Raw genomic sequence first — 11,081 nt, forward strand, 5'->3', positions numbered from 1 at the left:
CCGGGGCCCGCGAGAGGGCACCGGATGCAGCGCCCTATCGGGACACCGACTTGAGGTATTCGATCACGGCGGTGATCTCTTCGTCCTTGCGGAGCCCGTTGAAAGACATCTTGGTCTTGGGGATGAAGTCCTTGGGCTTGGCCAGGAAGGTGGCGAGGGTCTCGTCGTTCCAGACCTGACCGGCCTCTCCCATCGCCTCCATGTCCTTGGAATAGCGGAAGTCCTCGACATGGCCGATGGGGGCGCCGTAGACGCCGTTCAGCACCGGGCCGGTCTTGTTCGTCGCGCCGTCGCCGACCTGGTGGCACGCTTTGCACTTCTTGAAGACATTCTCGCCGTCCTCGACCAGGTCCATGTTCAGCGCGGCCATGACCGGCACTTCCTCGGCGGGCGCCTCGGGCGCGGCGGCCTCGGTCACTTCGACTGCGGCCGGGGCGTCGGTCGCGGGTTCCGCTGCGGCCTCTTCCGCGGCGCCCTCTTCCTCGGGTGTCACATCCAGCACGGCGGCGCGCATGGTGATCTCGACGCTCTCCTTGCAGTTCTCCATGCAGGGCTCGGTGCGCCAGATCGGGTATTCCGTCTCGGCCCGGTCGTCGATGATGAAACCATCGGCATTGGGCATCGCGACCTCGAGGAAGTTCTCGTTCGACAGGACGAAATCCTCGTCCACCAGGTCGTTGGAATAAAGGATATAGGCGGTGATCGCGTAGACCTGGTCCGGTTCCAGCGTCTGGGCCGCGCCGAAGGGCATGGAGCGGTTGACGTAGTCCCAGGTGGTCGACAGGTGCGGCCAGTAGCTGCCCACGGTCTTCAGCGGGTCCTTGTGGTTCAGCGTGCCTTCGCCGCCAGCCAGCTTGGGCCAGTTGCCGCGCCCTTCGGCGAAATCGCCGTGGCAGACCGCGCAGTTCTCGGCAAAGACCTCGTCGCCGGTCATCACGTCGCCCGAGCCGACCGGCAGGCCGGTGCCGTCGGGGCTGACGTCGAGGTTCCAGGCGGCGATCTCTTCTTCCAGTGCGGGGCGGCCAAGGCCGAAGCTGCCGGCGCTGGCCATCTGGACCATGGCGGCGGGGGTTTCGGAATTTTCGCTGATCTCGACCGGCGCGGGGGCGGCGGGCACCGAGGGCGCCACGCTGGACGCCGCCGCCGTGTCGACGGCCATCGCGGGTGTCGCGGCCGGCGCGGGGGCCGGTTCGGGCAGCGCGATGCCGGCGACCATGGGGCCGGTCCCGGCCGTGTGCTCGGTCACGAAACCGGGCGCAAGCGCATAGGCCGAGCCCAGCAGGATCGCGGTGCCACCAAGGCTGCCGAGGAAAAGATTAAGAGACTTCGACATTCTCTGCCTCCCCGTTCGCTTTCAGCCACCAGGTCTGAATGCAGTTGTTGTGATAGATCGAGTTCTCGCCGCGCACCTCGCGCAGCTGGTGCTTGGTCGGCTGGACATAGCCGGTTTCATCCATGGCGCGCGATTGCAGCAGCCATTCCTCGCCGTTCCAGGTGGTGTCGAGGTAGAAGCGGGTCAGCGCCTTGTTCTCGCCGTCCTTGGCGAGGCGGGCGGTTTCCCAGGTCTTGCCGCCGTCCTTGCTGACGTCCACGCGGGTGATGCGGCCATGGCCGGTCCAGGCGAGGCCGGTGATGACCACCGGGCCATGGCCGTGGGTGATGGGCGATTGCGGGCTGGGCGAGGTCACGACCGACTTGGCATCCATGACCCAGGTCCATTTGCGCGAGGTGCCATCGGCGAGCGTATCGGTGTACTTGGAGGTTTCCTCGCGGCTTTCCACGGGGCCGTCCATCACCTCGATCCGGCGCAGCCACTTGACCCACATGTTGCCTTCCCAGCCGGGCACGACGAGGCGCACGGGGTAGCCATGCTCCATCCGCAGCGCCTCTCCGTTGGCCTTGAAGGCGACCAGCACGTCATCGAGCGCCTTTTCCATCGGGATCGAGCGGCCGTTGGACGAGGCATCCGCGCCCTCGACATAGACCCACTTGCCCGCGAGATCGCCGGCCGCATCCAGACCGGCCTCGGCCAGCAGGGTGCGCAGGGGGATGCCGGAATATTCCATGTTGTGGATCATGCCATGGGTGAACTGGGCGCCGTTCAGCTGCGCGCCCGCCCATTCCATCCCCGTGTTCGCCGCGCATTCGCAGAAATACACGTGGTTCTCGCGCGGGAACCGCTCGAGATCGGCATAGGTGAAGACCAGCGGCGTATCGACAAGGCCGTTGATCATCAGCCGGTAATCGTCCTTGCTGAGCTCGATCGCCCCCGAGTGGTGGCGTTCAAACGCGCAGCCCTGCGGGGTGATCGTGCCGTCCAGCGCATGGATCGGCGTGAAGTTGATCGAGCTGATCGGGTCCGCCGTCAGCCAGGGCACGTTGCGACGCACCACGTCGCCCTCGAACTTGATCGGGAGACCGTAGGGCGTGGCGTCGACGCCCTCGCCCAGCGAGGTCGCCCAATCCTGCACCTCGGTGATCAGCGGGTCGGGCGTGGCCGCCCGCGCGCCGGTGGCGGCCAGTGCCACCGCCCCTGCCCCACCGGCTGCGCCCTTCAGGAACGCGCGGCGGCTCGGGGCCTTTTCGAATGTGTCGCTCATTTCCATGCCTCCTCTCGGATGCTTCGCTTGGCGGGCCGCACGCGGCCCGGATTTCATGCGCCGGTGACGGTCACGTTGCTGTCGCCGCTGATGGTGACCGTGCCCAGCTTGCGGATGTGGCTTTCGACCACGTCCCAGATCATCGGCCCCTCGGTGCCCTCGTTCACGCTGGCCCAGCCGGCGACGACGTAGGACTTGGCCGCGTCGATCTCTTCGCCGGTGGACAGAAGCGTCATCTTGCTGATGCGCTCGCCCTGCGGCTTGTTGATGTCGATGGCAAAGCCCATGCCGCCGATGCGGACCATGTCCCCGCCCTGCTGGTAGTAGGGATCGGGGTTGAAGATGTTGTCGGCCACGTCCTCGAGGATCACCTTGATGAATTCCCCGGTCATTTCCGTGCGATAGGCCTCGCCGTAGGACATGGAGGTGACGTTCCACACGTCCTCGCGGGTGATGCTGTCGCCGGGCAGCAGGCTCGGCCCCCAGCGCACGCCTGGCGACATGGCGATCTGCGCCTCGCGCTCGGACATGAGCGCGTCGCAAATGAGGTCGTCCCAGGTGCCGTTGAAATTGCCGCGCCGGTAAAGCAGCGAGTCGGTCTGGCCGAGGACTTCGGACAGCTCCGCCGCGTAGGGCGCGCGCTCGGCGTCGATCAGCTGGGTGATGGTCGCATCCGGCGCGATCACGTCCGAGAAGATCGGGATCAGCTTGTGGCGGATGCCTTGCATCTTGCCCTCGCGCACGTCCAGGTCGACGCGGCTGACGAACTTGCCGTTGGACCCGGAGGCGATGATGAAGGTCTGGCCGACCTGCACCGGCTCGGGCAGCGCGTCATGGGTGTGGCCCGACAGGATCACGTCGATGCCGGTCACGATCCCGGCCATCTTCTTGTCCACGTCGAACCCGTTGTGCGACAGGACCACGACCAGCTCGGCGCCGGCGTCGCGGACCTCGTCGACCATGGCCTGCATGTTCTCGTCCCGGATGCCGAAGCTGTATTCGGGGAACATCCAGCGCGGGTTGGCGATGGGCATGTAGGGGAAGGCCTGGCCGATCACCGCGACCTTGACCCCACCGCGTTCAAAGAACTTGTAGGGCTTGAACAGCTCGGCGGGCTCGTCCCATTCGGCGTCAAAGATGTTCTGGCCCAGCGCGGCGAAAGGCAGGCTTTCGACGATCTCGGCCACCCGGTCCGAGCCCAGAGTGAACTCCCAATGAAAGGTCATCGCGTCGGGCTTGAGGGCATTCATGACGTTGACCATGTCCTGGCCGGCCGTCTTGTAGCAGGTCATCGACCCGTGCCAGGTGTCGCCGCCATCCAGCAGCAGCGCATCGGGCCGGTCGGCGCGGATGTGATTGATCACGGTCGCCACGCGGTCGAGGCCCCCCACCCGGCCGTATTCCGCGGCCAGCGCCGCGAAATCGCCCGAGCTCAGCGCGTAATGCGAGGGCGAGCCGTCCGCGATCCCGTAGCGGGCGCGGAAATCGGCGCCGGTCAGGTGCGGCACCTCGCCCTTGTTGCCGCCGACGCCGATGTTGATCGACGGCTCGCGGAAGTAGATCGGTTTCAGCTGGGCATGGATGTCGGTGACGTGGATCAGCGACACGTTGCCATAGGTGTCAAAGCCCAGCAGGTCGTCCTGCGTGAGGCGTTGCTGCGCCGCGAGGCGCGCCCAGTTGCCAAAGCCCGAGCTGCCGTAAAGCGCCGCGGCCGCCATGCTCACCTGGAGAAAATCGCGTCTTGAGATCATCTTTCCCGGCTTTCCCTTGTTCCGTTCGCAGATGTGCACGTTAAGCGTTCATATACACATGCACATGTGTGAATGGGTTAGAAGCGAGACACCCCGCCCGGGGATCATCCGGACGGGGTGCACGAAGTTTAGTTGCGGACCGAGGGGCCCTCGACCGACAGGCCGTTGCCGCGCGAGGCGACATAGAGTTCAAGCGCGATGAACTCGGGGCTGCCCAGATCGAAGGTCTCGGCCCGGGTGTCGCGCACGCAGCCCCGGAACCGGTTCTGCGCGGTCACCAGGCCCGCGTCCTTCAGGCGGTAGGCCGGGAAGGCATTGATCTGGCCCTGGCTCAGGTGGTCCGCGCGGATGTAGTTGCCGTAGTTCTGTTCATGGCAATTGGCGCAGGACAGCTCGAGCTGGCCGAACCGGGTGTAGTAGATCTCCTTGCCCTTTTCCCAGGTCTCGGCAGCGGGACCGTCGATCGCGACGTTCACCGGCATGCCGCGGCTCTGGACCGAGATCAGCGCCTCCATGGCGGCGATCTCGCCCGAGTTCAGCTTGAGCGGCTCGGCGCCCATGCGCTCGGTCCGGCAGGCGTTGATCTGGGTGCCGATGGTGCGCACCTCGCCGGCCTCGTCGTTCCACTTGGGATAGACAGCCTTGACGCCGGTCATGCTGTCTTCGGGCGTGCCGTGGCAATCCGCGCAGGACTTGCCCTCGGTGCCCTCGGCGGTGTTCCAGGCGTCCGTCGCAAAATCCACGGCGATCATGCCCGGATTGTCGAAATCGTCCATCTGCATGACCTGGGTGTCATCCTCGCGGAAGTGCCAGCCCGAGATCACCTCGTCCAGCGCGCCGTCCAGATGCGGTGCGGCGGCGGTCTTGGTGACCATCTCGATCTCGCCGTTGATGACCAGCGTATCGTCGTCCGCGCCACCCGCCATCACGGCGGGGGCCGCCATCAAGGCGACGATTGCAGTCAGTGCCTTCAGCTTCATGTAAAATCCTCCCTGAACTCCCCGGCCCGTTCGCCCGCCGGATGGCGTGCCCGGCCCCGGTCGATCCGGGGCCAGGCGGGATGGGTCAGCCGATCGACACCGGCTTGACGTCCTCGTAGACGTCGCCGTCATCATCGTACCAGGTGAACTTGAACTCGCCCGCCTCGGGGACGGTGGCCTCGAATTCAAAGTACGGGTTGGTCGAGATCGCCGGGTGCATCGTCACGTCGATGACGCTCTTGCCGTTGAACTCGCAGGTAAAGCGGTTGATGATCGACCGCGGGATGACGTTGCCGTTGCCGTCCTTGCGCTGCCCGCTTTCCATGTTGTGCGAGATCAGCGTCTTGAGGGTGACGGTTTCGCCGGCCGCGGCCGACTTGGGCGCCTTGACGCGGGGTTTGACTCCGGATGCCATGATGTCTCTCCTTCTTTCTCGCTCAGCCGCCGCAGCCGCCGATGGTGACCTTCACGGTCTTGGATGCGCGGGCAAAGCTGCCGTCGGCGAGCTTGGCGATCGCGACGACGTCCTGGGTCCCCGCAAGGCGGATGCGGGTCGAGGCCGAGCTGGAACCGGCCAGCTCGCCAAAGTGGAATTCGGCCACGCCGGGGGTCGGGTTGCCGGCCGCCAGCACGAGGATGGCGGATGCCCCCTCGGCCGAGACGGACACGGGAACGGTGTTGCCGTTCTCCGCGATTTCGGGCGCGTCGAGGGTCACACCGCCCTCGGCGATGACGGCCCCGCCGGTGAAGGCTGCGATGGCGTCATCGGTGGCCGCGTGCACCCGGAAAGGCAAAACGGTCATCGCGGCGGCGCCGAGGCCCATGGCCAGGGCATTGCGTCGAGTGAGTTCCATGATCAGCTCCTCTGGTCTCTTGCCTGTCACTCTTCCTTGAGGGTCATCAGGAAGGCGACAACATCTTCGATCTGCTGCGCCGACAGGATCGGCGGCAGGGGCTCTTCCGCGGCCTTGCCGGTATAGGCATTGCCGGGCCGGATATATCCGGAGGTCTTGTAGAACGACGGCATCACCGTGCCGTCATAGGTCTTTTTCGCGTCGGCCACGATGCCGCGCAGTTCGGCTTCGTTCCAACGGTCGGCCACGCCGTCCAGCGTCGGCCCCACCTCGCCCGGGAAGGCGACATCGGGCAGCGAGCTGACCTGGTGGCAGGCCACGCAGTTGCCAAGGCTGCGGCTCGAGTAGATCTTGATCCCCTCGTCCACGTTGCCGGCCGCGCCGGTGAGCGACATGGCCACCGCGCCGTAGTCGTCGAATGCGACATTCATCGGCTCGACATCCGCCGCGACGGCTGCGCCGCCTGCCAGGATCCCAGCCACGATCGCGATCTTGAACTTGGTCATTTTTCCTCCCTAGGTCGCCCTGTTCCCTCTGGCGTCTCGCATACCGTAGTAGACGAAGGTCCAATACGCAACAACAAATTCACTTACATGAATTTAACATTTGTTACGCTTGATTAAGTCGATCATTCCGATTCTTGCTCGGCAAATTTGCGGGCGTGGTATTTCTGGAACGGCTCGTCCTCATCATAGCCCTTTTCCAGCACCCAGGTCAGCAGGTTCAGCGTGGTCCACTTGCCGAAAGCACCAGGCATCGACACCACGGCGGCCCGGTTCCCCGGCGTATCTTCGGCCACCTCCTCGGGGAAGAACACCATGGTCGGCGTGAATAGCATCCCCCATTTCTGCACCAGGTCCTTTTCGGACAGCGATTCGCCGTCGAAATCGGTCACCTCGACATCGCCGAACATGTTCAGCTGGATGACGTAGTACCGGTCCGACAGGATCTCGGCGATGGCGGGGTCGGGGAACACCTCCTCGTGCATCTTCTTGCAATAGATGCAGCCGCGCTGCTCGATCAGGACCAGCAGGCGCTTGCCCTCGGCCTGCGCATCGCCCAGGTCCTCGCGCAGGTCCTTGAAGGTCTCGTGCATCCAGGGCGCCTTGTGCAAGCCATCGTCGCCCATGGTGGCCGCCTGCGCGGCCAGCGTGGTCAGCGCCACAGCCCCTGCCGACAGGATCGTTCGGGCCGTCGTGAGAAGTCGCATGGTCATTCCCTCCTGGTTCAACCGACGTTCAGAAAGCCCGGGAACCAGCGGATCATCGCATCGGCGATGGCATTCACGCTGCCCGTGGCAATGAGGATGGCAAAGAGGATCAGCATGGCGCCCATGACCTTTTCCACATGTGCCAGGTATTTGCGGTTGCGCTTCATCCAGGCCAGGAACGGCCCGGCGAACAGCGCCGCCACGACGAAAGGCGCGGTCATCGCGACGCCGTAGACGAACAGCAGCAGACCGCCGCGCCAGATGTCGCCCATGCCGCTGGCCACCATGAGAATCGCCGCCAAGGCCGGGCCGACGCAGGGCGTCCAGCCAAAGCCGAAGGCCAGGCCCATGACATAGGCGCCCAGCACCGTCGTCGGCTCGACCCCGCTTTCCAGCCGCGCCTCGCGGTAGAGGAACCCGATTCGCACCACGCCCAGGAAATGCAGCCCGAAGACGAACAGCACCGCCGCCGCGACATAGCTCAGCGTTTCCTTCCACTGGGCAAAGACCTGCCCCAGCGCGGTTGCGCCCATGCCCAGCAGCACGAAGATCGTCGTGACGCCCAGCGCGAAGAACACCGCCGACAGGATCAGCCGCCGCCGCGCCCCCGGGGCGATTCCCGCGTCGTCCTGCAGTTCGGACATGGAAATCCCGGCCATGTAGCACAGGTAGAACGGGACCATCGGCAACACGCAGGGGGTAAAGAAACTGAGCAGCCCGGCAAGCGCCGCACCGGCGAACGATGTTTCGAGCATCGGCGCCACTCCTCCCTTGTCTAATTCACATATTCATATTACGTTGATTATCGAACCGTCAATTGGACTTGCGATGTTTCGCGGAACAGCCTTTGCGATGGGCCTCGCGCTGGCCCCCCTGCCCCTGTCGGCGCTCGAGCTGCTGATGGTCGAACAACCCGGCTGCGTCTATTGCGCGCGCTGGAAGGAAGAGATCGGCCCGATCTATCCCAAGACCGAGGTCGGGGCTATCGCCCCGATCCGCATGGTCTGGAAGGACGACGGCGCGCCCGAGGGCATGCGCTATTCCCGCCCCGTCGTGTTTACTCCGACCTTCATCCTCGTCGGCGAGGCGGGCACCGAGCTTGGCCGCCTCGAGGGCTATCCGGGCGAGGACTTCTTCTGGCCGCTGGTCGAAAACCTCGTGTTCTCGCACAGCGATGCGGCGGATGGGCCGCTCTTGGACTGAAAGTAAGGCCGCGTGTCTTGGCGCGGCCGGAGGCGATGTGGCACATGATGGATGACATGGGCGGCCCGCCTTCTTCAACAGACGCAACATTCGGACGGATCTGCATGGCACTCCCCAAGCTCAGCCCCGACATGACCGACCAGGAAATGGACAAGATCGCGTCCAACGCCGCCACGGCGTCGAATTTCCTGAAAGCGGTCAGCCACGAAGGCCGGCTGATGATCCTGTGCCACCTCGTCACCGGCGAGAAATCCGTCACCGAGCTGGAAGAGCTGATGTCCGCGCGCCAGGCCGCCGTGTCACAACAGCTGTCGCGGCTGCGCCTCGAGGGGCTGGTCGTGCCCCGGCGCGAAGGCAAGGCGATCTATTACCGGCTGGCCGACGACAAGCCGCGCCGGGTGCTGGAACTGGTCTACGACCTGTTCTGCGGCGACTAGCGGGGCATCTGTCCCGATCTGCAACGACTGGCCGGGGAGGAGGTCACCGATGCTGGAACTGCTGGGCGAACATTACACGGCGGCCGTGATCGGCCTTGTCGGCGGGGTGATGCTGGGGCTCGCCGCCCGCATCGGACGCTTTTGCACGATGGGCGCGATTGAAGATGCGCTGTATGGCGGGTCGGACACGCGGCTGCGCATGTGGATCCTCGCCATCGGCCTGTCGGTCCTGGGCGCCTTCGGGTTGATGGCCACCGGCGCCTTCGAGCCTGCGACAAGCTACTACCTGTCGATCCGGTTCATGCCCATCGCCGCGATCCTCGGCGGGGTGACCTTCGGCTACGGCATGGCGCTGGCCGGCAACTGCGGCTACGGGTCCATCGCGCGGCTGGGCGGCGGCGACATGCGCGCATTCGTCATCGTGCTGGTGATGGGCGTCGCGGCCTGGTTCACCCTCTCGGGCCCGCTGGCCTGGATCCGCGCGCTGGCCTTCGACCAGGTCGCCGCCACGGGCACCCCGCCGGGCATCGCGCATTGGCTGGGCGACCGGCTCGGCATCGGCCCGGCCCCCATCGGCCTGGTGATCGGCGCGCTGATCACCGCCGGGGCGCTCGCCTCGCGCGGCTTCGCCCGCGACGGCAAGGCGATCTTCTGGTCCGCCGTGGTGGCCCTTGGCGTGCTGACCGGCTGGGCCGGAACACAATGGCTCGCCCGCACGGGGTTCGAAGGGCTGCCGGTCGTCTCGCATTCCTTCGCGGCCCCTGTGGGCGAAAGCGTGCTCTGGCTCATGACCGGCTCGGCGCGCGCGCCCAGTTTCGCCGTCGGCTCGGTCGCGGGCGTGGCACTGGGCGCCTTCATCGGATCGCTCTGGAAAGGCCATTTCCGCTGGGAAGCCTGCGAGGACCCGCGCGAGCTGCGCCGCCAGGTCACGGGCGCGGCACTGATGGGCGTCGGCGCGGTGATCGCGCTCGGCTGCACCATCGGCCAGGGGCTCTCGGCCTTTTCCGTCCTGGCCCTCTCGGCCCCGCTGACATTCGCCGCCATCTTCGCCGGCGCGGCCCTGGGCCTGCGCCAGCTGATCGAAGGGTTCCAGCCGGCCGAATGAGGCCGGGCGCCCCACACATGCAGGAGCATCCCATGTTCACACGACGCCAGTTCATGGCGGCCTCGGCCGCCGCCACCGCCCTGCCCGGCCGCCTCTGGTCCGCGACCTCGCTCACTGCGGGCGAGACCGAGATACTGACCCTCAGCGACGGCCACCTCGTCATGCCCGAGGCGCTGATCTACGGCGACCGCGATCCCGCCGCAACGCGCACGTTGATCGCCGAGATGGGCGGCATGAACGGCGGGCTGCAACCGCCCTGCAACCTGACCCTGCTGCGCCGGGGCAGCGACGTGGTGCTGTTCGACGCCGGCGCCGGCACCGGTTTCATGCCCACGGCCGGAGAGCTGCCGGACGCGCTGGACGCCGTCGGCCTTGCGCCCTCGGACATCACCCATGTGATCTTCACCCATGGCCACCCGGACCACCTTTGGGGCGTGCTCGACGATTTCGACGACCCGCTGTTTGCCGAAGCGCAGCATTACATGGGAGGGCAGGAACTGGCCTACTGGTCCGACCCCGCCACCGCCGACAGCATCGGGGCCGAGCGGCAGGCCTTTGCCGCGGGCGCGATCCGGCGGCTGGGCATTCTCGAGGGCATGGTCGAAGCGTTCGCGGATGGCGACGCCGTCCTGCCCGGCATCACCGCCGTCGCGACCCCGGGCCATACGCCGGGCCACATGTCCTTTGCCATCGAAACCGAGGCCGGTCCGGTCATGGTCGTGGGCGACGCTGTGGTGAACGATCACCTCGCCCTCGCCGACCCGGGGGCCGAGGCGCCCAACGACCAGGACCCGGCCACCGCCGCCGCCACCCGGCTGGCCCTGCTGGACCGCATCGCGAGCGAGGACGCCACGGTCATCGGCTTTCACATGGGCCACGGCGGCATGGGCAAGCTGGCGCGCGACGGCAACGGCTACCGCTTCCGACCCTGACACGCGCCG

General features: G+C 66.2%; 13 protein-coding genes. 4 read left to right on the top strand and 9 right to left on the bottom strand.

Annotated elements, in window-relative coordinates; genetic code table 11:
• Positions 1-34 precede the first annotated feature (34 nt).
• The 9 genes from MF270_RS03035 to MF270_RS03075 form a co-directional block, all read right to left on the bottom strand.
• On the bottom strand, positions 35-1,333 hold the full coding sequence (locus tag MF270_RS03035) for a c-type cytochrome (protein WP_418887855.1): 1,299 nt from the start codon (positions 1,331-1,333) through the stop codon (positions 35-37).
• Positions 1,317-2,600 carry a sulfite dehydrogenase gene (gene soxC / locus MF270_RS03040; RefSeq protein ID WP_238364390.1) on the bottom strand — a complete coding sequence of 428 codons (1,284 nt, stop codon included), beginning with the start codon at positions 2,598-2,600 and terminating at the stop codon, positions 1,317-1,319. The genes MF270_RS03035 and soxC overlap by 17 nt, the downstream gene beginning before the upstream one ends.
• Positions 2,601-2,653: 53 nt before the next feature.
• The gene (soxB, locus tag MF270_RS03045) at positions 2,654-4,351 is read right to left on the bottom strand and encodes a thiosulfohydrolase SoxB (RefSeq protein WP_238364391.1); all 1,698 of its coding nucleotides are present in this window, start codon (positions 4,349-4,351) and stop codon (positions 2,654-2,656) included.
• A gap of 128 nt (positions 4,352-4,479) precedes the next feature.
• Complete coding sequence (soxA, locus tag MF270_RS03050) at positions 4,480-5,331, bottom strand: sulfur oxidation c-type cytochrome SoxA (RefSeq protein ID WP_238364392.1); 852 nt, start codon at positions 5,329-5,331, stop codon at positions 4,480-4,482.
• Positions 5,332-5,416: 85 nt separating this feature from the next.
• Complete coding sequence (gene soxZ / locus MF270_RS03055; protein WP_238364393.1) at positions 5,417-5,746, bottom strand: thiosulfate oxidation carrier complex protein SoxZ; 330 nt, start codon at positions 5,744-5,746, stop codon at positions 5,417-5,419.
• Positions 5,747-5,768: 22 nt separating this feature from the next.
• The gene (gene soxY / locus MF270_RS03060; RefSeq protein ID WP_238364394.1) at positions 5,769-6,185 is read right to left on the bottom strand and encodes a thiosulfate oxidation carrier protein SoxY; all 417 of its coding nucleotides are present in this window, start codon (positions 6,183-6,185) and stop codon (positions 5,769-5,771) included.
• A gap of 26 nt (positions 6,186-6,211) precedes the next feature.
• Entirely contained in the window at positions 6,212-6,691 is a 480-nt protein-coding gene (gene soxX, locus MF270_RS03065; protein ID WP_238364395.1) for a sulfur oxidation c-type cytochrome SoxX, read from the bottom strand.
• A 122-nt stretch (positions 6,692-6,813) separates the two neighbouring features.
• Positions 6,814-7,395 (bottom strand): SoxW family protein, encoded by a 582-nt coding sequence (locus MF270_RS03070; protein ID WP_238364396.1) that lies wholly within the window; start codon positions 7,393-7,395, stop codon positions 6,814-6,816.
• A gap of 17 nt (positions 7,396-7,412) precedes the next feature.
• Positions 7,413-8,150 carry a cytochrome c biogenesis CcdA family protein gene (locus MF270_RS03075; protein WP_238364397.1) on the bottom strand — a complete coding sequence of 246 codons (738 nt, stop codon included), beginning with the start codon at positions 8,148-8,150 and terminating at the stop codon, positions 7,413-7,415.
• A 73-nt stretch (positions 8,151-8,223) separates the two neighbouring features.
• On the opposite strand from MF270_RS03075, the gene MF270_RS03080 reads away from it, so the two are divergent.
• From MF270_RS03080 to MF270_RS03095, 4 genes are all read left to right on the top strand, one after another.
• Entirely contained in the window at positions 8,224-8,598 is a 375-nt protein-coding gene (locus MF270_RS03080; protein WP_238364398.1) for a thioredoxin domain-containing protein, read from the top strand.
• Between the two features lie 104 nt (positions 8,599-8,702).
• Positions 8,703-9,035: an ArsR/SmtB family transcription factor gene (locus tag MF270_RS03085; protein ID WP_238364399.1), complete on the top strand. Its 333-nt coding sequence runs from the start codon at positions 8,703-8,705 to the stop codon at positions 9,033-9,035.
• Positions 9,036-9,084: 49 nt separating this feature from the next.
• Positions 9,085-10,140: a YeeE/YedE family protein gene (locus MF270_RS03090; RefSeq protein ID WP_238364400.1), complete on the top strand. Its 1,056-nt coding sequence runs from the start codon at positions 9,085-9,087 to the stop codon at positions 10,138-10,140.
• Between the two features lie 32 nt (positions 10,141-10,172).
• Entirely contained in the window at positions 10,173-11,072 is a 900-nt protein-coding gene (locus tag MF270_RS03095; protein WP_238364401.1) for an MBL fold metallo-hydrolase, read from the top strand.
• Positions 11,073-11,081: the final 9 nt, after the last annotated feature.

This window comes from Mesobacterium pallidum (assembly GCF_019966535.1).
GTDB classification, from domain to species: domain Bacteria; phylum Pseudomonadota; class Alphaproteobacteria; order Rhodobacterales; family Rhodobacteraceae; genus Mesobacterium; species Mesobacterium pallidum.

Excerpts from the sequence above, each read along its gene's own strand:
- MF270_RS03035 (WP_418887855.1), bottom strand. The coding sequence starts at position 1,333 with ATGTCGAAGTCTCTTAATCTTTTCCTCGGCAGCCTTGGTGGCACCGCG.
- soxC (WP_238364390.1), bottom strand. The coding sequence starts at position 2,600 with ATGAGCGACACATTCGAAAAGGCCCCGAGCCGCCGCGCGTTCCTGAAG.
- soxB (WP_238364391.1), bottom strand. The coding sequence starts at position 4,351 with ATGATCTCAAGACGCGATTTTCTCCAGGTGAGCATGGCGGCCGCGGCG.
- soxA (WP_238364392.1), bottom strand. The coding sequence starts at position 5,331 with ATGAAGCTGAAGGCACTGACTGCAATCGTCGCCTTGATGGCGGCCCCC.
- soxZ (WP_238364393.1), bottom strand. The coding sequence starts at position 5,746 with ATGGCATCCGGAGTCAAACCCCGCGTCAAGGCGCCCAAGTCGGCCGCG.
- soxY (WP_238364394.1), bottom strand. The coding sequence starts at position 6,185 with ATGGAACTCACTCGACGCAATGCCCTGGCCATGGGCCTCGGCGCCGCC.
- soxX (WP_238364395.1), bottom strand. The coding sequence starts at position 6,691 with ATGACCAAGTTCAAGATCGCGATCGTGGCTGGGATCCTGGCAGGCGGC.
- MF270_RS03070 (WP_238364396.1), bottom strand. The coding sequence starts at position 7,395 with ATGCGACTTCTCACGACGGCCCGAACGATCCTGTCGGCAGGGGCTGTG.
- MF270_RS03075 (WP_238364397.1), bottom strand. The coding sequence starts at position 8,150 with ATGCTCGAAACATCGTTCGCCGGTGCGGCGCTTGCCGGGCTGCTCAGT.
- MF270_RS03080 (WP_238364398.1), top strand. The coding sequence starts at position 8,224 with ATGTTTCGCGGAACAGCCTTTGCGATGGGCCTCGCGCTGGCCCCCCTG.
- MF270_RS03085 (WP_238364399.1), top strand. The coding sequence starts at position 8,703 with ATGGCACTCCCCAAGCTCAGCCCCGACATGACCGACCAGGAAATGGAC.
- MF270_RS03090 (WP_238364400.1), top strand. The coding sequence starts at position 9,085 with ATGCTGGAACTGCTGGGCGAACATTACACGGCGGCCGTGATCGGCCTT.
- MF270_RS03095 (WP_238364401.1), top strand. The coding sequence starts at position 10,173 with ATGTTCACACGACGCCAGTTCATGGCGGCCTCGGCCGCCGCCACCGCC.